The 19,289-nt window shown below is 65.9% G+C and carries 16 protein-coding genes and 2 pseudogenes; 8 read left to right on the top strand and 10 right to left on the bottom strand.

Annotated elements, in window-relative coordinates; translation table 11 throughout:
* The first annotated feature begins 73 nt into the window (after positions 1-73).
* Positions 74-1,138: a MerR family transcriptional regulator gene (locus AC3A6X_RS20970; protein WP_487844002.1), complete on the top strand. Its 1,065-nt coding sequence runs from the start codon at positions 74-76 to the stop codon at positions 1,136-1,138.
* A 298-nt stretch (positions 1,139-1,436) separates the two neighbouring features.
* Here AC3A6X_RS20970 and AC3A6X_RS20965 read toward each other — a convergent pair whose 3' ends face one another.
* The 3 genes from AC3A6X_RS20965 to AC3A6X_RS20955 all read right to left on the bottom strand — a co-directional run bounded on the left by AC3A6X_RS20965 (position 1,437) and on the right by AC3A6X_RS20955 (position 3,512).
* Positions 1,437-1,715 carry a hypothetical protein gene (locus AC3A6X_RS20965; protein ID WP_487844001.1) on the bottom strand — a complete coding sequence of 93 codons (279 nt, stop codon included), beginning with the start codon at positions 1,713-1,715 and terminating at the stop codon, positions 1,437-1,439.
* A 706-nt stretch (positions 1,716-2,421) separates the two neighbouring features.
* On the bottom strand, positions 2,422-2,925 hold the full coding sequence (locus tag AC3A6X_RS20960; protein ID WP_487844000.1) for a hypothetical protein: 504 nt from the start codon (positions 2,923-2,925) through the stop codon (positions 2,422-2,424).
* An 89-nt stretch (positions 2,926-3,014) separates the two neighbouring features.
* Positions 3,015-3,512, bottom strand: a complete 498-nt coding sequence (locus AC3A6X_RS20955) for a hypothetical protein (RefSeq protein ID WP_487843999.1) — start codon at positions 3,510-3,512, stop codon at positions 3,015-3,017.
* Between the two features lie 518 nt (positions 3,513-4,030).
* On the opposite strand from AC3A6X_RS20955, the pseudogene AC3A6X_RS20950 reads away from it, so the two are divergent.
* Positions 4,031-5,190: pseudogene (locus tag AC3A6X_RS20950) on the top strand (IS30 family transposase).
* Between the two features lie 446 nt (positions 5,191-5,636).
* Positions 5,637-7,253, top strand: a complete 1,617-nt coding sequence (locus AC3A6X_RS20945) for an N-acyl-D-amino-acid deacylase family protein (RefSeq protein WP_487843998.1) — start codon at positions 5,637-5,639, stop codon at positions 7,251-7,253.
* A gap of 827 nt (positions 7,254-8,080) precedes the next feature.
* Here AC3A6X_RS20945 and AC3A6X_RS20940 read toward each other — a convergent pair.
* The 6 genes and pseudogenes from AC3A6X_RS20940 to AC3A6X_RS20915 all read right to left on the bottom strand — a co-directional run bounded on the left by AC3A6X_RS20940 (position 8,081) and on the right by AC3A6X_RS20915 (position 12,935).
* The gene (locus AC3A6X_RS20940) at positions 8,081-9,577 is read right to left on the bottom strand and encodes a sialidase family protein (protein WP_487843997.1); all 1,497 of its coding nucleotides are present in this window, start codon (positions 9,575-9,577) and stop codon (positions 8,081-8,083) included.
* A gap of 622 nt (positions 9,578-10,199) precedes the next feature.
* Positions 10,200-10,463, bottom strand: a complete 264-nt coding sequence (locus AC3A6X_RS20935) for a hypothetical protein (protein WP_106559146.1) — start codon at positions 10,461-10,463, stop codon at positions 10,200-10,202.
* A gap of 332 nt (positions 10,464-10,795) precedes the next feature.
* Entirely contained in the window at positions 10,796-10,954 is a 159-nt protein-coding gene (locus AC3A6X_RS20930; RefSeq protein ID WP_487843996.1) for a DUF255 domain-containing protein, read from the bottom strand.
* Entirely contained in the window at positions 10,951-11,922 is a 972-nt protein-coding gene (locus AC3A6X_RS20925) for an ABC transporter substrate-binding protein (protein ID WP_487843995.1), read from the bottom strand. The genes AC3A6X_RS20930 and AC3A6X_RS20925 overlap by 4 nt, the downstream gene beginning before the upstream one ends.
* Before the next feature lie 479 nt (positions 11,923-12,401).
* Positions 12,402-12,590: pseudogene (locus AC3A6X_RS20920) on the bottom strand (LysR family transcriptional regulator); the annotation flags it as partial.
* A gap of 39 nt (positions 12,591-12,629) precedes the next feature.
* Positions 12,630-12,935: a helix-turn-helix domain-containing protein gene (locus AC3A6X_RS20915; protein WP_487843994.1), complete on the bottom strand. Its 306-nt coding sequence runs from the start codon at positions 12,933-12,935 to the stop codon at positions 12,630-12,632.
* Positions 12,936-13,030: 95 nt separating this feature from the next.
* On the opposite strand from AC3A6X_RS20915, the gene AC3A6X_RS20910 reads away from it, so the two are divergent.
* Together AC3A6X_RS20910 and AC3A6X_RS20905 are read left to right on the top strand one after the other, a co-directional pair.
* Positions 13,031-13,645: a Rossmann-fold NAD(P)-binding domain-containing protein gene (locus AC3A6X_RS20910; RefSeq protein WP_487843993.1), complete on the top strand. Its 615-nt coding sequence runs from the start codon at positions 13,031-13,033 to the stop codon at positions 13,643-13,645.
* A 169-nt stretch (positions 13,646-13,814) separates the two neighbouring features.
* Positions 13,815-14,057 carry a hypothetical protein gene (locus tag AC3A6X_RS20905; RefSeq protein WP_487843992.1) on the top strand — a complete coding sequence of 81 codons (243 nt, stop codon included), beginning with the start codon at positions 13,815-13,817 and terminating at the stop codon, positions 14,055-14,057.
* Between the two features lie 94 nt (positions 14,058-14,151).
* Here AC3A6X_RS20905 and AC3A6X_RS20900 read toward each other — a convergent pair whose 3' ends face one another.
* Positions 14,152-15,231, bottom strand: coding sequence for an ArdC family protein (locus AC3A6X_RS20900; RefSeq protein ID WP_487843991.1), 1,080 nt, complete (start codon positions 15,229-15,231; stop codon positions 14,152-14,154).
* A gap of 825 nt (positions 15,232-16,056) precedes the next feature.
* Here AC3A6X_RS20900 and AC3A6X_RS20895 point away from each other — a divergent pair.
* The 3 genes from AC3A6X_RS20895 to AC3A6X_RS20885 are packed head-to-tail and all read left to right on the top strand — an operon-like array spanning position 16,057 to position 19,285.
* Positions 16,057-17,772, top strand: a complete 1,716-nt coding sequence (locus AC3A6X_RS20895; RefSeq protein ID WP_487843990.1) for a phospholipid carrier-dependent glycosyltransferase — start codon at positions 16,057-16,059, stop codon at positions 17,770-17,772.
* On the top strand, positions 17,769-18,158 hold the full coding sequence (locus tag AC3A6X_RS20890) for a DMT family transporter (RefSeq protein WP_309972905.1): 390 nt from the start codon (positions 17,769-17,771) through the stop codon (positions 18,156-18,158). Before AC3A6X_RS20895 ends, AC3A6X_RS20890 begins: the two co-directional genes overlap by 4 nt.
* Positions 18,155-19,285, top strand: a complete 1,131-nt coding sequence (locus AC3A6X_RS20885; protein ID WP_487843989.1) for a DegT/DnrJ/EryC1/StrS family aminotransferase — start codon at positions 18,155-18,157, stop codon at positions 19,283-19,285. The genes AC3A6X_RS20890 and AC3A6X_RS20885 overlap by 4 nt, the downstream gene beginning before the upstream one ends.
* Positions 19,286-19,289 lie beyond the last annotated feature (4 nt).

Here is a 19,289-nt window from a genome sequence, read left to right as displayed (position 1 = left end):
CCAAGATTCACTTGACCCGGCCCCTGCGGCCGCCTTTACAAAGGCAGTGTTTGGTCAAATCATGAGGTGATTCTTGAACGCTTCCGTTCGATTCCTGAGCCCTGCGGAGGCCGCCAACCGGCTCGGCGTCTCTGCCAAGGCCCTGCGTCTCTACGAGCAGCGCGGCCTGGTGAGCCCTGTTCGTAACGCGGTCGGATGGCGGTCCTATGGCCCTGCCGAGATGCAGCGTGGCGCTGACATTGTGGCCCTGCGCGCGCTTGGCCTCAGCCTTGCGCAAGTGGCGGGAGTGTTAGAAGGCGAGGCCGAGGGTCTGGAGCCCGCCTTGGCCGCACATCAGGCAGTGCTCGAAGGTCGCGTTCGTCAACTTGCGGACACCATTGAGAAAGTGCGCGGCCTGCGCGCCAATCTCGACCGGGGTAAGAAGCCGACGGTTGAAGAGCTAACGCGCTTGCGGGAGTCGGCCACTGAGCTCAGCATCGAATTCGAACTTCCCTGGCCCTGGGGTGGCGAACTATTCAAGCTGCGCGACATCCGGCCGCTGAACTACATCGTCGGTCCATTGGGCAGCGGCAAGACTCGGCTAGCCCTGCGCCTGGCCGAGGTTCTGCCAGCTGCTGCATTCCTGGGTCTGGAGCGGCTCGGGGACAGCGGCACGACGGCGCGGCTGGACGCTGACCCGGCCCTCAGATTGCGCGTCAATCAGACGCTGGCTTGGCTTGTCGAGGACGGCGCTACCGTGTCCGACGCGTTAATCGCTTTGCTTGCCGGACTGGAAGCCGAAGGCCCGGCCACCCTGGTCGTCGACATGGTGGAGCAGGGGCTGGATTCAGCTACACAGCAGGCCCTGGTCGTCAATCTGCGTCGCCGCAGGTCCGACAGCCGCCCCCTCTTCCTGCTCACGCGTTCCTGTGCAATTCTGGACTTGGCAGCCGTAGGCGCTGACGAGGCCATCATCCTCTGCCCTGCCAATCACAGCCCTCCAACGCGGGTTGCCCCCTACCCGGGTGCTCCCGGCTACGAAGCAGTCGCTACCTGTCTGGCCGACCCGGAGGTGCGGGCGCGGACGGAGGGCGTCATCGCTTGGCGCCCCAAGTGGCGTGAGGGTTCTCAAAAGCGCGTCTGTGCTGTGAGAGGCTAGAGTCGGCCAACACCGGACTTTGGCGTGTCACGAGCCGGAGAAGGACGATGCCTGAACGCAGGAGGGACAACATCGGAGCGCATGCCGCAATCTCATGCGCGACTTGCACTGCGAGGCGCGCCCCACGCGAGACAGCTCCTCGAACTCGAGGATTGCAAGCGGCTGCTATGCGCACTGCATCCAGTCCGCGACCTGAGGCGCAGGAGCCGCTTTGCACAACCGCCCGCGCGGAGCGTCCCGGCACGATGGCGATGCCCAACGGCGAGCGCGTGTTCAATATCTCCGCGCGAGACGCTCACTAGACCTCGAATTCCTTGTCCAGGACGAATATCTTGACGGTTTCTCTCTTTACGCCATCGAAGGCCATGGCTTCAGCCGTCGCGGGGGAATCCATGCCCTTCATGAACGCGTCCAAGTCATCGGGCTCGGCGCACACCGCGACTTGATTGCCAGCGATGGTCGCGAAACTAATTGGCTTGGTTACGGTTTGGCTCCTGAAAAGCGGACCGTGGGTCCGGAAACCCTTCTCCCACTTGTCCGGGTCTTCAATCTGCGCTGTGATTACCACCTTGGGCATGTCATCTCTCCTTTGAGCAGGCACCCGCTCAGATGGGAACTTTGAAAGCCTGATTGCTACGCGCCAAGGTTGCCAGGCTGGCTTGGAGGCTCACACACCAGTGGACGAAGTTCATGTGGGTCTCGTTGGTGGTTTCAGGCCAGGGCGAGGCGGGTGGCCTTGGCCATTTGACGGCCGCGATACTGAACTAGTCAATTTGTATTACATTTTGACGTTCATGGACGCTCGCAGGGCTTGACGCAGGTGCGGCAGGAGCCGGTCTGGCCTTCCGAGTTCGTGGCCTCGGTGGTCATGTCCAAAGTTGTCGACCGTTATCTCGAGCTTCCGTCAAGGCGCGTTGCGTGTTTGCAAAGACCGACCTTGAACGTTCGACTTCTGAGTTCTTCGGCGCTGTGTCGTTTGAAGCTGGCAGAGCTCCTTTGAGCGCGGAGCGCAACTCGGAACGTGGACGACCTACGACAAGAATGACGCGGTGTGCAAAGTCGCGGCCATTAGGCCAAACGGCAAGTGACGGCCAGCACCGGCCTTCGTTCACCAGGCTCATTCGCCCTGATTCGACCTTCGCGGCGCGGTGCACACAACTTCTGCTGGTTCTGTGAGCGCTTGGCCTGAAGCGCGTGCACTCAGCGCCGCGGCCCCCGTCATGCGCGGGCGCCATGGCGCAAATAGGTCATGCTCCCGCCCTGTACCTCGGACCGGCTAGTCTTCACTCTGCCGCTACGGCTCGGGCAGGACGTTGAAAGTCCGAGGCGGCATAGCCGCCGCCCCTGAGCAGGCTGGTGTCCGTCGATTGGAACTTGCAGAAGGCCGGCACCGGCGTCAGTGATCTGCTCATGCCGAAGCCGAATCTCAAGGCGCGCTCCTGATTTGGCTCGATCGTGACGGTGATCACGGCGTCCGGAATGGGGGTGCCGTCCGGCTGAGTCTCCTCCGTGTGGTAGGTGACGGTCACTTCCCTGGCGACGGTGCCAAGGTTCAAGAGCGCACACGCGCCAGTGAGATTGGTCTCCAGGAAGAAGGGTGGCGTCGCCAGGACCGTCGGCGCCCGTTTGCCCGCGCCGCCGGCGCGTTGGGGATCGCCCTCGTTCTGGTCGGCCGAGACGGGAATCGATGTCACCATCGATCCGATGGCCGCCAAGGCGCATGCGGCGGCCCGATGAGCGAACCCGCGCTTTGTGCGTCGTGCTGCCGAAAGAATCAGGTTGTTCATAATCGGGTCTCCATCTGAATTGCCGCGATCGGGACTGACTCGGATCTGCGGCGAAGTGGAGTCGGGGTGCAGGCAAATACCGACGGGCTTCACTGAGCCACTATGGTGCTGAGAATGCGATCTCCATCCCGGATCGCGGCGCTCGCCCGGAGCACGCTCGTGTCTGCCGATTCAAAAACGCACCAGTTCCCCGTCGGAAAAGGCACCACTCTCGGGACGCTGAATCCAAAGGACCGGATGCGCCCTGGCGGCAGGGTGATGTTCTCGACGATATCCGGAAAGGGGCCTCCCCCGCCGATGAGCCTGAACTCCGTGTGCATAGTCACAGTGACTTGCTGAGGTGCCGTGCCGACGTTCGCGACCGAGCAGATGAAACTCTCGAGGTTGTTCCAGTACAGCGGCGGCGTCGCCAGGAGCGTCGGCGGGTCCTTGCGCGATCCGCGGTCGCCATCTGCGCGTGGGTTCTGGTCGGCCGATGCGGGAATCGCTGTCGCCATCAAACCGATGGCAGCCACGGCGCAGGTGGCCATCCGATGCGCAAGCTGGCGGCCCGTGCCGAGCGCGGCTGAGGGAACAAGCTCTTTCATGGCTCGACCTCCAACTGAGGTGCCGCAGGGTGGACGACTCGAATGTGCGGCGGACCTCGAGCCGGGGCTCACGCTGGCAGGACGACGACGGCGGTCGTCGAGATGGACATGCCCGTGGTTGCGAAAGTGTAGGCGTCGCTGGATGGAGTTCAAGCTCAGAACTGGGGTTGACAGCCCTGGCCGTTTTTGCGGATTGGGTGATCTCGGCGCCTAGGCCGGAGTTGACGATTTGTTCACCCCCTCGGGGGGACCAGCCCGTGTTTAACAAGGGAAGTGAATCGCGCAACCCGGACGCCGTGCGGCGTGCCGCTGGGTTGCCCTCCGAACAGGCGAGCCGCGACTTGGGCGGCGCCTGGGCGGTCGGGATGCGCCGCCTGGCGGGCGCAATCTTGTGGCCTTGCCCCGACTAGCCGAAGTGCCAACCCTCCGGGTTGCCGACTAGACTTCGGCAGTCGGCTGCGGATTCAATCGGTCGATGCAACACATTAAAAACTGCGTAGGCAGAAGGAGTGTTGCAGATGGCGTACCGGACGCGAACCTACTACACAGACAGCCAGAAGGCATTGATGTGGGAGCGATGGAGGCAGGGATGGACCCTCCATCAGATCACTCAGCTGTTCAATCGGCCACACGCATCGGTACAGGGAATTCTGTCGCGTACTGGCGGCATTCGGCCGCCTGAGCGAAGCCGTTCATCGATGGCGCTGACGCTGGCCGAGCGCGAGGAGATCTCGCGTGCCATGGCGGCTGGCTTCTCGATTCGCTCGATCGCGTTGATCCTCGGGCGAGCTCCATCCACGATCAGCCGCGAGATCAAGCGCAATGGTGGTCCGGAATGCTATCGAGCGCCCCAGGCCGACCAGGCAGCATGGGATCGGGCTCGTCGGCCCAAGCGCTGAGACTGGCTGAGAACCGGGACCTGGCACGCGTCGTCACGGAGAAACTTCGACTGCAATGGTCTCCGGAGCAGATTGCGGGGTGGCTCAAGCATACTTACCCGTGCGACGAGACCTCCCACGTGTCCCACGAGACCATCTACCGCAGCCGGTTCATTCAAGCCTGCGGGGCCTTGAAGAAGGAGCTGTTGCAGCATCTCAGGCGCACCCGGGGCATGCGCCGCTCGCGCAATCACACGCAGAAGACAGACGACCACGCAAGAATCGTCGACGCCGTTTCCATCAGCGAGCGGCCAGCCACAGCTGAAGATCGAGCAGTTCCCGGCCACTGGGAGGGCGACTTGCTCTTTGGAAGCGCCAACAGCCAGATCGCCACGCTGGTTGAGCGCCAGACGCGATATGTGATGTTGATCAAGCTGGATGGCAAGGACTCTCAGACCGTCGTCAACGCACTCATCAAGAACGCTCGCAAGCTGCCACAGGAGCTCTACAAGTCACTGACCTGGGACAGAGGAACGGAGATGCACGCTCACAAGAAGTTCACGTTGGCCACCGACATTCAGGTGTACTTCTGCGATCCGCAGAACCCGTGGCAGCGCGGAAGCAACGAGAACACGAATGGATTGCTCAGGCAGTACATGCCGAAGGGCATGGACATCTCAGGGTTCTCACAGCTTCAACTCAACGCGATCGCGAGACAATTGAACGAGAGGCCGCGCAAGACGCTCGGCTTCCAAACACCCGCTGAGATGTTCAGCGAATGTGTTGCATCGACCGGTTGAATCCGCAGCCAAAACCGGAAGTTCCCCATGGTTCTCTGTTTTCGCTAAAGGGCGACGCTGTACCTCAAGCAATGACCCTTGCACGCAACCGCTCAATGCCTGACACCGTTAGCCACTACTAGCAGCCCAGGGGAATCTGTTTGACGAGTGGCGCCCACACGTTGTGGCCGAAGCTGATCATTTCGTCGAGGATGGTGTCGTCCGCAAGGAGAGCTGGCGCACGGCATCAGCACCATCGTCCGCACGCAGCTCGGCGGCCAGTCCTGGCTCACCGGCGGCGCCGACCCGCAGCGCGATGGGCATCGTGGCGGCGACGGCATGGTGGCTTGAGGGCCTGTGCTGACCATGCCCTGAGGGCATGGCCGGTGGTCCATTTGTAATGGCCGCGCGCGCGGCGGCGCCTCTAGACTGGGCGCCGTCCCACTTCCAACGCGCACTCCATCGCCATGCCCGTCGCCATCTCCCGCTTCCCGCTCCGTCGCAGCGTCGCCGTGCTGGCGGCGCTACTGCCCCTGGCCTTCGGCGTGTCGGCGCGCGCCGTCGACGAACCTGTCGCGCTCGATCTAATCATCGAAGGCGGCACCATCTTCACCGGCGACGACGCGCCGCCGCAGGTGGGCGACGTCGGCATTGCCGGCGACCGCATTGTCTTCGTCGGCCGGGCTGCGCCGCATCGCTTCGTGGCCAAGCGGCGCATCGATGCGCGCGGCCAGGTGGTGGCGCCGGGCTTCATCGATCCGCACACCCATGCCGACCGCGACCTGTTCCAGGCCGACGCGCGCCGCCGGCTCAACGTGCCCTTCCTCACCCAGGGCGTGACCACGGCGGTGATCGGCAGCGACGGCTTCGGCGGCGCCGACATCGCGGCGCAGGCGCAGCGGCTGAGGGACAACGGCGCCGGCACCAACACCGCGATCTACGTCGGCTTTGGGCCGGTGCGCGCCGGCCAGCTCGGCGAGGCCAACCGCGCGCCGACGTCCGAGCAGCTGGACGCCATGCGCGCCCAGGTCTCGCGCGCGATGTGCGAAGGCGCGCTCGGCCTGTCAACCGGGCTCTTCTATGCACCGCAGAGTTTCGCGCGGACCGAGGAGGTGATCGAGCTGGCCAAGGTCGCGGCGCGCCACGGCGGCCTGTACGACAGCCACATCCGCGACGAGTCCATGTACAACATCGGCCTCAAGGGCTCGATCGACGAGGTGATCCGCATCGGGCACGAAGCTAGGCTGCCGGTGCACGTAGCCCACATCAAGGCGCTGGGCGTGGCAGTGCATGGCCAGAGCGGCGACATCATCCGCCGCATCGAGGCCGAACAGAAGCGCGGCCTGGCGATAACCGCCGACCAGTACCCGTGGACCGCATCGAGCACCCGCTTCTCGGCCGCGCTGGTGCCCGGCTGGGCGGTGGACGGCGGCCGCGCCGCGATGCTCAAGCGATTCGACGACGCCTCGCTGCAGGAGCGTCTGCGCAAGGACATGCGCGAGAACCTACGCCTGCGCGGCGGGCCGGAGGCGATCCTGTTCTCGGCCGGCCCGAACACCAAATACATCGGCCGCACGCTGGCCGAGGTGGCGCAGGGCGGCGATCCGGTGGACGCCGCCATCGCGGTGCTGCGCGAGGCCGACTTGGCGATCGCCTCCTTCAACCAGACCGACGACGACGTGCGCAACTTCATGAAGCGGCCGTGGGTGATGACCTCCTCCGATTCGTCGGAAGGCCATCCGCGCGCCTACGGCACTTTCGCGCGCAAGTACGACCAGTATGTGGCGAAGGAAAAGGTGATCTCGCTCGGCCGCTTCGTGCGCGCCAGCACTGACCAAGTGGCCGACACCCTGGGACTGACCAAGCGCGGCTACCTGCGCAGCGGCTACCACGCCGACGTGGTGGTGTTCGATCCGGCGCGCTACGCGGCGCGCGCCACCTATGCGCAGCCTACGCTGCTGTCGCAGGGCGTGACGACGGTGCTGGTGAACGGCGAGCTGGCGGTGGACGGCGGCGAAGTCACCGGCCGCGCCGCCGGCCGGCCACTGCTGCGCACGCCGCGCGAGGGAAGCTGCCCGGCCTGAAGCCGGCGGCTGGTCAAACGCCAGATTGGCTACGGCGACGAATTTCTACCGGAGGTTGCCGAAACAAGCGATGTAGAACACTTGGTCATGCTCTCAATCCGCGGACTGGTCGACGCGTTCAGTCGTGGCATTGCGGCGACGCTGTAGGAAATCAAGGGTGACGATGAACGTCGGAAGCTGTTCGCGGATCGGCTGGAGAAGATGGTGCACGAACTGCCGTATAACGACTGACGTTCTATCCTCAAGATGAGGGGCCGCCTCAGCGACGATTGCGCAATGTTTTCGTTGCGCGCAGTCCGAGTTGGCGTCCGCTTTGAGGACGGGGCGAGCGACCGTTAAGGGCCCGGCAGAGCCGTCGAGGATGTGGCAGGATGCGGGCTAATACCGGACGGTCGCGTTCAGGTCAGAATTTCAAGGACGCAACCGGTGGGCACCAGGAACAGCAACTATCCTGAAGGGAGAGCGGTGAATGCCTCGTCCATCTCGCTGGAGGCTAACCATATTTGCCTTCTTGCTGACCGCCACCGCATTCCTTTTCCATTGGCTCGGGGCGCTGCGGCAGTTGGCCAGAAGCACGTTCGTCAACACGGTCTCTTTACAGGTCGAGGAAGCATGTCTTCGCTCATACGATGTCGAGTGCCTGCGCGCCAGCTGGAAGATTCGGGAGGCCACGGCTACGATGCTCGCGCGTGGGCGCGTGGGCGCGTGGGCGCTACCGCGTCGGTGCCGCTGGACGCTGAACTCAAAACCTACCCTCGGTGGGCCAAAAATCTCCCTGTTGGAGTGAAGTAGATTCAGCTTCCGGCCATGACCGACCGTTCGCTAGGCTACCTGACGAACAGGATGCTCTGGCGGTCATGGCTGTCGACGAATACGCCGTTGTTGTTTTGCGGGAAGGCGACCGGCAAGCCCAGGTTGTTCGCGACTGTGAATGCCGCAACGAAGTCGACGCCGACGGTGGCGAGCCCGACATAGTCGCCGGGGAAATAGCCACGTGCGCCGGTCAACACCATCTGGCGCGTGTCGAAGGACTGAGGCGTGAGCCGGCGCTCGCCCAGGTAATTCAGGTTGGCGTCGAACAGCGACAGGAACACGTCGGTGGACAAGGGTGCGTCGCCAAGTACGTCGTTGCGCCAGTCGTAGAAGAGTACGCCCACCATGCCCTGCGCGTTCACCGCCACCACCGGCAGGAAAGCCTGGACCGAGGCGTTCGTGGCTTGATTGACGCGTACCGGCGTCGACCACGTGGCGCCACCGTCATCCGAGCGCGCGACGACGACGCCCGCCAAGCCCGCGCTGTTGGCATTGCCGTCCTGCCAGGCCATGTAGAGCTGCCCGGTCGCGCGGTTGGCGGCGATGCTCGGCAGTTCCTGCGCATCGCGCACGGGGATGCCGAGCTCCGGGTCTACCGCCGTGATGCTGGCGAACGAGGCCACCCGCGAGTCGACGCGCTTCCAGTGGCGCCCCTGGTCGGTCGAGCGCAACACCGCCTGCTCGAACGTGACGCGGCGCCTGGCTTCGTCGAACACGATGCGGAAATAGGCGTTCACCAGCGACCGGTCCGGCAGCACGACGATCTGCGCGCCCTGGCGGAACACCGCGTGCTCGGCGGGCGCCGTATTGCCCATGGTCGCGATCGGGATGGGCGGCGACCAGGTCAAGCCGCCGTCGGTCGAACGCGAGAACACCACCGAAGTGACGCCGGTGCGGAACAGCGTCCAGGTGGCGTATACGAGGTTCGAGTCGAACGAGTCGGCCGTGATGGTGTTCTTGTCGTGGAACAGCGAGCGCAACGTCGGGTCCTGCGCTGGCGAGCGGGCAATCACGACGGGCGCCGACCACGCGGCCCCGCCGTTGGTCGAACGCGCGACCACCATGGCGTTCGCGTTGACCGTTCTGTCGGTGACGAGCGCCATGTAGTGCGCCGTGCCGTTCGGGCTGAAGCTGATCCACGGATCGGAGCCGCGTTCGTAGTCGCCGGCCGAGCCCGGCGCGGCGCCAGAGCAGCGGGTGAACGGAATGACCACCTGCTGCCACGACAAGCCTCCGTCCGTCGTGAACGCGGCGCCGAGACTTTGCGCGCCGCCCGTGCTCCACCGGTCCTGGTGCCAGCCGGCGATCATGTTGCTCGGGTTGGTGGGGTTGACCGCGAGGTGCGGCTCGGCCTCGCTGTTGCGATAGACCACGCCGGTCTGCGGGGCGCCATTGCACGCGGTGACGGCCAGCGGGTCGTTCGGGTTGCCGCCGTCCGGGTTGGTGCTCGTCCCGCTGATCAGCACCTGCGCGCGCAGCGCGACGGGCCAGGCGGCGGTGAGCAGCACCATGCCGAGCACGGCAGTGCACAGGATGGCGGGCCGCGCTGACAGCCATTGGCGATGTGACATGACCGTTCTCCTTGCACTGATGGAGGGCGGACATCGTACACCTGCAGCAGGATCGTTGAACACCCGCATCCAGCTCGCCCATCAATGAAGCGCTCGAACTGCTTGGAGTTCGAGCAACCACCGCTGAAGCCGACGCGTTCCAAACTGTCGGCCTCGGGGGGCACCGATGAATTGATGACTGGCTCGGCCTGGCGGACGATGACGACTGAACCGGGGCCGCTGTGGCAGCATGCGGGCCATTTCCGGTCATACGAACGATCAGGAAATCGCCGCGCCAACGGCAGGTTTCAAAGTACAGCCGCCACAGGGCCTCGGCCGGTCGAACGCGACCGATCTCCAAAGCGGTCGCTCATGGTCTGCCGGCCCTGATCGACTTCGGATCGACTCTGTCCGTCAGCAGTTGGATCAGCCGAAACTACGCTGACGGCCCAAACCGGAAGTCGACGCGGCCCAGGTCAATCGCCATAAAGCCGACGGTCAACGTCCCGCTCGACGGGTTAGCAGCACTCACCACAACCCGGACGCCACCGCAAGAACGGGCCGCCGGATCGGCAGCGCCTGTCTAGGCTTCGATGCACACCACCACGGTCTCGGGCAGCACGCCGTCATGGGCCATCGCATCGGCCGCGTCCTTGGACTGCATCGCGGCGCCAAACTTCTCCATGTCGGGAACGTCCATCATCAACGCCACGGAGGTCGGATCCGTCGGGTTGATGAATGTGCGGATGTTCGTTACGCCGATCAGTTCGAAGAATTCCTTGCGCTTGGGCGAGGCCAGCCAGTGCTTTTGATCCTTGACCTTGTGGTGGGCGACGATCGTAGGCATCGAAGTCTCCTTTGCGTTCCGAAAAGCAAGCGGTGTTGCACCGATAGCGCCGCGTTCAAGCCGGCGCCCGCTTGAAGTAGACGCTCATCGTTCGCCCATGTCCAGCGCGCTGCGTTCACATCGCCCGCATTGGATGACTCTAGCGAGCGGCACGTTGTGGCCGCCACCGGTTTTCGCTGGGGGATGCCGCGAGCTGACTTTGGCCGCCAGGGCAATCGCACCAAAAGTCAGCTTCCTGGCGCCGCCTCGTACTCACACTGGCGGCCATCAACCGTCACTCGCGGTCGACCGCTTAAAGCATGTCGGTGCGAGTCACCCGCTGCGGTCACGCGCTAACGCGCGTGCTCTCGAAGTACCGGCTTGTCCTCGCTGCGCGCCTTGGTGAACGCCTCGTCGCCCCACGGATACCAGTCGACCGGGTTGAACGCGTGCTGCAGCAGATAGGGGCTGGTCTCGCGCTCGAGACGGTTGGTGCGGCGGGTGGAGTTCATTCGATCACCGCATCCGCGCGCAGCAGCACTGAGCTTGGAATCGAGATCCCGAGTGCCCTGGCGGTCTTCAGATTGACAACCAATTCGAAGCGCGTGACCTGCTCGAACGGGATGTCGGCCGGCTTGGCCCCTTTGAGGATGCGGTCGACCTGATGGGCAACGCGCTTGGTGATTTCGTCGGAGATGGGTCCGTACGAAACCAGACATCCGTCGTGTGCCTGGAAGCGGAACGCGCACACCGTCGGCGTGCGACTGGCGAGCGCGAAATCCGCCACCCGCTTCCAGTTCGCAAGAGTCAGGTAGTCGTTGAACATCAGCAGCGCGCCGACCGGATCGCCGGCGATCGGCGTGAATACGCTGTCGTAATCCGCGGCCGTTCGTACTCCGAGCGGCACCACACGAACACCGAGAGCGCGTCCCGCTTCCTGCGTGTGCTTCAGATGCACCAGCGAGCCGCGATCGTCGACGTTGTACAGCGCGGCGACGCTCGACAACGCCGGCACGATCTGCCTCAGCAGCTCCATGCGCTTCACGTCCAGCTCGGGCGCCAGACTCTCGATGCCGGTCACGTTGCCGCCCGGGCGTGCCAGACTGGGAACGAGGCCGGTGGCCACCGCGCCGTGGGCAAACCCCACGACGATCGGAATCGTGCTGGTCGCCTGCTTGGCGGCAAAGGCATGCAGGTTCGTGTAGGCGACGATGACGTCGACCTTGGCGCGCACGAGATCGGCGGCCTGCTCGCGCGCGCGATCCGGCCGCCCCTGCGTCGTGCGGACCTCGAACACCGCGTTCCGGCCTTCGACGTAGCCGAGTTGTCGCAGCGCCTCGTCGACCGGACTCGCGTCGTTGGCGCAGAGGAAGCCGATGCGGAATGGGCTGGCCGGCTGTGCGTGGACCACCAGCAGCGGCAATGCCAACACCAGCGCCAGAGCGAATGCGCGGGCCAGTGGTCTCGACTTCGTAGTCATCTCGGTCCCTCCTTCATCCGTCGCGATCCGCCGCCGGCTGAACCAACGGATGTGCCGGCGAGATTTGCTGCCGATGCTGGAATGTCCCAGCGCATGCATTGGAGAGTACTCCGTCCGGCCGGTCTATGCCACGTTCGCAAACAGAACTCGCCGCCACGGGACACCGAGTCGGCCATCCACAGTCAGACGCCCGATCAGCAAAGTTCGGCTTTGCGGCGCGGAATCTCGACCGCCGTGTGACCGCTTGGGGCCGGCAGCGCTGCATCGTGACCATCGGGTGCAGCCGTTCGGCCCCGAAATTGTCGCGATCGTCGTTCGGCATGCGCGAACGACTGCTGTCGCAATCACTGACGTTCTTGGTGGCGTCGGCGAAGGTCAAGTTCCAAGGTAGACCGGTCGTTCGCTGAGAAAACCGCCGCTGGCTCCTATGGGCCCCGAACTGCCGTTCGGGCGATCACGCTGAACGTCGGAGATCAGTCTCATCCTGCCACATTCGCGTCGTCGCCGCTGCCCACTTCGCCGACCTTTCGCCCAATGAGCCACGCCTGAACCGGGCGGACCATCCTCACAGCAATGTCGGCTTCACGACGCAGCAAGTTGGTCAGCTGATCGCTCGCCACCAACTCGACCGCAATGCCCGGCTCCTGGCGGTGCAGTTCCGCGATGAGGGGGTGGAAGCAGGTCGGTGGGGGCCACCATGCTGGTCGTCAGGCGCACAGTGCCGGTCGTGCGGTCCTGCTGGCCCGCAAGCGTCCGGGCCACGGCTTCCGCGCCCTCTTGCATCCGCCTCGCCCCCTCGGCAACGGCAAGCGCGGATGGCGTTGTGAGACATCACGCCCCGTGCGCTCGAACAGCGGCGTACCCCACTGTGCCTCCAGCTCCGAGATGTGCCTGCTGAGCGTTGGTTGCAGCGCTCCCGTCTTTCGAGCCGCCCCCGTCAGGCTGCCGGCATCGAGCACGGCAAGAAAGCTCTTGACCAGCGCCCAGTCGAAGCGGTTCAGTTCATCTGTCATGCAAAAGTGTATGGCTGGACTGCCGGGATGCGCAATTGCGGAATGGCGCGATCTTGCCGAGACCGAGGCCATTCCTACTGCACACCAGCCTGTCGATGAACACTCCTGTTGCTTCACCACCGAGCGTCCTGATCCTGGGCGCCAACGGCCGCCTTGGCTGCGCCCTGGCGCGGGCCTTCCATGCGGCGGGCTGGTCGGCCCTCGCGCAAGTGCGGCCTGAAGCCTCGCCATTGCTGCCGCCGAAAGTCATCCTGCTACGCGTCCCGATCTCAGACGTGGATGCGCTCGCCAACGCCGCGCGTTCTGTCACCGTGGTTATTCATGCAGTCAATCCAGCGTACACCCGATGGAGCACAGAAGCGCTGCCTGCGCTTCGGGCAGGCCTCGAAGTCGCCCAGCGAACGAACGCACATTTCATGCTGCCCGGCAACATCCACAACTTCGGCGCTTCGATGCCGCCACTGTTGAGTGAAGACACGCCGGCACGCGCCAGCACGGAGAAAGGGTGCGATCCGAGTGGCGTTGGAGAAACTCAAGGCCGAGCAGGCAATGCAGGGCGGCTTCCCTGCCAGCGTCGTCAGGGCCGGCGACTTCTTTGGCAGGGGCACGGGAAGCTGGTTGGATCTTGTCATCCTGAAGTCATTGCCGGCCGGCAAGCTCGTCTACCCTGGGCCAATGGACGTTCCCCACGCCTGGGCCTCTTTGCCTGATCTGGCTCAGGCATTCGTGAGCGCAGCGCAACGGCCACGTCACAAGGGACTTCAGACGTGGCCTTTGCCGGCTACACCCTCACCGGCAATCAGTTGCTCGGCCACATCGGCAGTTGCCAGCCTGGGCATTGCGCCCTCCCAGGGCTTCCGGCGCGGCAGCATGCCGTGGATGCTGATTCGTATCGCTGGCATGGTGGTGCCGCAGTGGCGTGAACTGGCGCGCATGGCCTATCTTTGGACCGTGCCGCATGCACTGGACGGCCTTCCATTGGCAGAGCTTTCGTTGCCTTCATCGCACACGACTCCCGTGGAGTGCGCACTTCGTGAATCCTTGATTGGACTGGGCTTCGGCTCCTCCTCTGAGGTCTCCTCGAATCGACGAGCCGCATCGATTGGCGCAAGATTCCAATGAGCGGCGCGATCGCGCGCTGGTCGTATGAAGCCAAGCCGCAAACGTGCACCTCGATCAACTGCAATCCGGCCGAACGTGCGCCGGTCGACCGGACTCATTCTTTCGGTGGAAGGAGCGCCGCAGTGTCCAGCAGCGGCATCTCCCTGGCCAGGATGAATTCGAAGGCGGCTCCGGCATGGCGCGCCGCCGTGAAGATCGCCGTGCGATCGCTCTTCAGCACTTGCAGCCAGCTGTCCAGGTAGGCCGCATGGCCCTCGATGGTGGCGTCCACCAGGCCGCAGTGCCCCATCACGAACGCCGAGCCCAGCTCGGCCACCAGTTCCTCGAACGCATAGGCCGCATCGCCGAAACGTTGCCCGAACTGACGATTCAGCCGGCTCGGATGGCCGCTCCAATGGACCAGTTCGTGCAGCGATGTGGCGCAGCAGGCTTCGGCGCTGGTGAACTGGCTTGGCCACGGCAACCGGATCTCGTCGAGCTCCGGCAGGTACATCGCCCGCTCAAAACCATGTCGGATCGTCGCATTGCAACCGCCGAGCAGGCGCAATGCGCCCTCCACCGGTCCCCGCGGCGGCTTGGCGGCAGGGACGCAAAGCGCGACGACCTCGGACGGCAGGCCGTCGATCTGCGCGACGTTGAACACCCAGAACGGCATGGCCAGCAGCACACCGCCGCGCGACGATGCCTCCGCCCTGCCCTCGTCCTCGTCGTCCTGGAGCGTCTCGGCGCCGTCGGCGTCCTGCCCCTTGCGTGACTTGCGTTCGAAGTGCGCGCACATCACCGCCCGCTCGCCGCGCCGCACCTGCGCCCCCAGGCTCGATGCCTGCTTGTAGGTCAACCAGACATTCGATCCATAGCCGTGCTCGATCGCAGCATCCCACAGCAGCAGCACGTTGGCGCCGTGGTAGGGCTCGCCGGTCTTGCCGTTGCGCGGCACGCCGCGCGAAGCGGCCCGCGTCCAGCGCTCCCGGAACACGTTGCCGCCCTTCTCGAGCAGGCCGACGATGCGATCGGTGATGACCTGACGGACATCCAGCCGGCCGCTGCTGCGACCGGTCCGGATTTCGCCTTCAAGCTGGCCTGCTTTTGGTGAGTCCTCGGGGGGTACGGGGGGAACGCCCGTGGCTGTTTGGGTATGCGCAGGGCGCTGACGGGTGGAAGAAGCTGCATGCATGGCTGGTCCTTTCTGCGGGGTGTGCCGCGGTGGTTGAACATCTGCTTTCGGAGCCGCCTCGACGCATGAAGAGCGAGCGCAAGGGCCGATGTCCAGGGACCGCCCGGAGGCCGCAGCCGAGCTCAGCGAGGACCGGGCGAGGACGGTGGCGCAGTCCAAAGCCCTGGACAGCGGCCCGTGCGAGCTAGGCGTCGATCAAGAGGTGGGTCTGAAGGCAGATGTGCGCGGCATGTCCTGCCGGAGCAGCGCATGCACGCCACCCGCCAACGTCACTTGGCCGCCTGGCCGAGTGACGACGCCTACCTCCGCAGGACGGAGGCAAATGACACTTCGACAAGGTTTTCGCTGCCGTGCGCCTGTCGCACGGCCTGACCGTCGCCCCCTGCGCGCAGCGCGGCACTTTGCAATACCGTCATGCCATCGACGTGCGCAACGAGCTCAGTGCGCGACGTCAGTTGTGTGTACGCGAGCATGTACCGAGGTCTCAACGACCAGGACCGGCGCTTCGGCGCTTCATCCGCCTGCAGGGCGATCAGGCGATGCGCCCGCCGAGGGTGTGCCGCTTGGCGAGCGCACCCTGAATGATGGAGATGGAAGGGCGGCCGCCGCCGCCAGGAATCGGGCCGCGCCCCTCAGGGACGGGAATCAAGGCCGAGCGAATCGCTCGGCAAAAGCCCTTTGGAGTTCGACCAGCATCCCGCAGTGACTCGTCCAAGCTTCGTCTCCTAAATGCATTCCTCCGGTCAGGGGCCATTCACGTGTGGTTCAGCAAGGTGCGCCAACCTCGATGGTTGCCCTCCCAGACCTCCTTGGCTCCCCAGACCGATGAAGACAGTCGCCAGCCGGCGTCAGGACCATGCCGCCATTGCGCTGCCCGGTCCCCACAGGATGCCGCCTGCCGCGGCACGCTCTCATGACCTTGCCGCCTGGGCCGCGGCGGCGCTGCTGCTGCTGCTCGGCCTGATCTGGTTCGGCACACTGGGCACCCGCTCGCTCATCCATCCCGACGAGGGGCGCTACGCCAGCCTGGCGCTGGAGATGGCGCGCAGCGGCGACTGGGTGACCCCGCGCCTGAACGGCCTGCTCTACTTCGAGAAGCCCGCGCTTCAGTACTGGATCGGGGCCCTGTCCTTCCTGGGTTTCGGCGTGTCCGAGTTCTCGGCGCGCCTGTGGCCTGGCTTGGCGGGCTTCCTGACGGTGCTGGTGGTCGGCTTCACCGCCGCGCGCCTCTGGGGCCGCGCGACCGGGGTCCGGGCGCTGGCGATCGCGGCCTCCATGACCTGGATCCAGGTCAACAGCCACTTCCTCACCCTCGATGCGGGGCTGACGCTGTTCCTCACGCTGGCACTGTGCGCCGTGCTGCTGGCGAACAACGGCGGGCCGGACGCGCGCCAGCGCCGCCGCTGGATCTGGCTTGCCTGGGCCGCAATGGGCGCCGCGGTGCTGAGCAAGGGGCTGGTGGGCATCGTCATCCCCGGCGCGGTGCTCGTGCTGGTCAGCCTGTGGCGACGCGACACGTCGCTCTGGCGGGGCCTGCACTGGGCCTCGGGCCTGCTCATCTTCCTGGCCATCACCGCGCCCTGGTTCGTGCTGGTGTCGCTACGCAACCCCGGCTTCGCGAGCTTCTTCTTCATCCACGAGCATTTCGCGCGCTACCTGACCGAGGTGCACCAGCGCGAAGGCGCCTGGTGGTACTACCTGCCCTTCGTGCTGGTCGGCATGCTGCCCTGGACCGGCGCCCTGCCCTGGCTGCTGCGCAAGGACCGAGCCGAGGCCGGGATCGCCCCCCGCCATCTGCTGGCGGCCTGGTGCGTCTTCGTGCTCCTCTTCTTCAGCGCGTCGGGCTCCAAGCTGCCGTCGTACATCCTGCCCATGTTCCCGGCGCTGGCTCTGTTGGTCGCGATGCAGCTGCGCGACGTACAGGCCGACACGCTGCGCCGGCACCTGCTGCTGCCGGCACTGGTCTGGGGGCTCGCCGCGCTCGCCTCCAACCAAAGCGGCCGCTTCGTCTCGATCCTGGCGCCGGCGGAAGTCCTGGCGCCGCTGGCCTCGGCCCTGCGCATCGGTGCCGCTCTCATGCTGGCCGGCCTCGCGCTCAGCTGGTGGTGCCTGGGGCGGCGCCGCATCACGGCCGCGGTGCTGAGCCTGGCGCTCAGCCAGGTGACGGCCACGGCCGTGGTGCTTCAGGCCCACAACGGCTACGGCCAGCTCAAGAGCGCGGCGGCGATCGCGGCTGTCCTGCAGCCGCTGATCACGCCGCAAACGCCGGTCTTCTCCGTGCGCGCCTATGACCAGACCCTGCCCTTCTATCTCCAGCGTGACGTGGTGCTGGTGGACTACGAGGATGAATTCGCCCTCGGCCAGCAGCACGAGCCCGCGCGGTCCATCCCGACGCTCGACGCGTTCGCGGCGCGCTGGAATTCCCTGCCCCATGCGGCGGCCTACATGAGCGTTTTTGCCTGGGTCGAACTGCACCAGCGCGGCCTGCCGATGCGCATCGTGTTCCAGGACCCGCGGCGCGTCGTCGTCGTCAAGCCATGAAAGCACTCGACTTTTTCTGGGTCCTCGGCGGCGTGCTGCTCAACGCGGCGGCCCAGCTGCTGCTGAAGGCCGGCGCCAGCAGCAGCGGCGAGATCGTGCTGTCGGCCGGCGCGCCCGCCCTCTGGCGCACCGCGCTGGGGCTGGCGCAGCACCCCGGCATCCTGGGCGGGCTGGCCTGCTATGCCGTGAGCGTGGTGGTGTGGATCGTCGCGCTGTCGCGCGTCGACGTGAGCATCGCCTATCCCATGCTCTCGATCGGCTACGTCGTCAACGCGGCGCTGGCCTGGTGGCTCTTCGGCGAAGCCGTCAACGCGCAGCGCTGGCTGGGCATCGGCGTCATCGTCATCGGCGTGCTGCTGGTGGCGAACAGCGGGAGCCGTTCATGAGTCCGGCGCCCTTCCTCCCCTTCACCCGCCCCTTCATCGACGAGCGCACCATCGCCGAGGTGGGCGAGGTGCTGCGCTCGGGCTGGATCACCACCGGCCCGCGCTGCCTGGAGCTCGAGGCCGCCTTGACGAAGCGCCTGGACGGCCGGCCGGTGCGGCTGGTCAACTCGGGCACCGCGGCGCTGGAGCTCGCGCTGCGGCTGTGCGGCATCGGCCCGGGTGACGAGGTCATCACCACGCCGCTGAGCTGGGTGGCGACGGCCAACGTCGTGCTGGCCGTGGGCGCGACCCCGGTCTTCGTCGACGCGGAGGCCGGCACCCGCAACATCGACCTCAGCCGGGTGGAGCGCGCCATCACCGCGCGCACGCGGGCGCTGATCCCGGTCGACCTGGCCGGCCTGCCGGTCGATCGCGACCGGGTCGACGCCATCGCCCGGCGGCACGGGCTGCGGGTGATCGAAGACGCCGCCCAGTCCTTCGGCGCGCGCTGGGGCGGCCGCGAGATCGGCAGCTTCGGCGACCTGGTGTCGTTCAGCTTCCATGCCAACAAGAACCTCTGCACCGCCGAGGGCGGCTGCCTGGTGCTCAACAACGAGGTGGAAGCCCGCCGCTTCGAGAAGCTGCGGCTGCAGGGCGTGATCCGCCTGCCCGACGGGACCATGGACGTCGAGGACTGGGGCAGCAAGGCCAACCTGACCGACGTGGCCGCCGCCATCGGGCTCGGGCAGCTGCGCCGGATCGACGAGTTCACCGCGCGGCGACGCGCCCTGGCCGAGCGCTACCTCGCGCGCTGGGACGGCTCGCTCGGCTTCGAGCTGCCCCCCGTCGACGCCGCCCAGCATGGCAACTGGCACATGTTCCAGCCGCTGCTGCCGCGCCGGCTGGCGCCGCGCCGCGGCGACTTCATCTCGGCGATGCGCGAGCGCGGCATCGGCGTCGGCGTGCACTACCCGGCCATGCACCTGTTTTCCCTGTTCCGCCGGCGCGGCCACGCCCCGGGCGACTTCCCGGTGGCCGAGGACATCGGCGCACGCACCGTGACGCTGCCCCTGTACCCGGCCATGGCCGACGCCGACGTGGACCGCGTGTGCACGGCCGTGGCGGCGACGGTCGCCGCACTGGACTGAAGGA

The sequence above is a fragment of the Variovorax sp. Soil_C_12 genome, assembly GCF_057657375.1.
This window is presented reverse-complemented; position numbering and strand designations above follow the sequence as displayed.

Excerpts from the sequence above, each read along its gene's own strand:
- AC3A6X_RS20940 (WP_487843997.1), bottom strand. The coding sequence starts at position 9,577 with ATGGTGCTGCTCACCGCCGCCTGGCCCGTCGCGCTGCGCGCGCAGGTG.
- AC3A6X_RS20960 (WP_487844000.1), bottom strand. The coding sequence starts at position 2,925 with ATGAACAACCTGATTCTTTCGGCAGCACGACGCACAAAGCGCGGGTTC.
- AC3A6X_RS20935 (WP_106559146.1), bottom strand. The coding sequence starts at position 10,463 with ATGCCTACGATCGTCGCCCACCACAAGGTCAAGGATCAAAAGCACTGG.
- AC3A6X_RS20925 (WP_487843995.1), bottom strand. The coding sequence starts at position 11,922 with ATGACTACGAAGTCGAGACCACTGGCCCGCGCATTCGCTCTGGCGCTG.
- AC3A6X_RS20905 (WP_487843992.1), top strand. The coding sequence starts at position 13,815 with ATGCTGATTCGTATCGCTGGCATGGTGGTGCCGCAGTGGCGTGAACTG.
- AC3A6X_RS20885 (WP_487843989.1), top strand. The coding sequence starts at position 18,155 with ATGAGTCCGGCGCCCTTCCTCCCCTTCACCCGCCCCTTCATCGACGAG.
- AC3A6X_RS20930 (WP_487843996.1), bottom strand. The coding sequence starts at position 10,954 with ATGAACTCCACCCGCCGCACCAACCGTCTCGAGCGCGAGACCAGCCCC.
- AC3A6X_RS20955 (WP_487843999.1), bottom strand. The coding sequence starts at position 3,512 with ATGAAAGAGCTTGTTCCCTCAGCCGCGCTCGGCACGGGCCGCCAGCTT.
- AC3A6X_RS20915 (WP_487843994.1), bottom strand. The coding sequence starts at position 12,935 with ATGACAGATGAACTGAACCGCTTCGACTGGGCGCTGGTCAAGAGCTTT.
- AC3A6X_RS20945 (WP_487843998.1), top strand. The coding sequence starts at position 5,637 with ATGCCCGTCGCCATCTCCCGCTTCCCGCTCCGTCGCAGCGTCGCCGTG.
- AC3A6X_RS20900 (WP_487843991.1), bottom strand. The coding sequence starts at position 15,231 with ATGCATGCAGCTTCTTCCACCCGTCAGCGCCCTGCGCATACCCAAACA.
- AC3A6X_RS20965 (WP_487844001.1), bottom strand. The coding sequence starts at position 1,715 with ATGCCCAAGGTGGTAATCACAGCGCAGATTGAAGACCCGGACAAGTGG.
- AC3A6X_RS20895 (WP_487843990.1), top strand. The coding sequence starts at position 16,057 with ATGAAGACAGTCGCCAGCCGGCGTCAGGACCATGCCGCCATTGCGCTG.
- AC3A6X_RS20910 (WP_487843993.1), top strand. The coding sequence starts at position 13,031 with ATGAACACTCCTGTTGCTTCACCACCGAGCGTCCTGATCCTGGGCGCC.
- AC3A6X_RS20890 (WP_309972905.1), top strand. The coding sequence starts at position 17,769 with ATGAAAGCACTCGACTTTTTCTGGGTCCTCGGCGGCGTGCTGCTCAAC.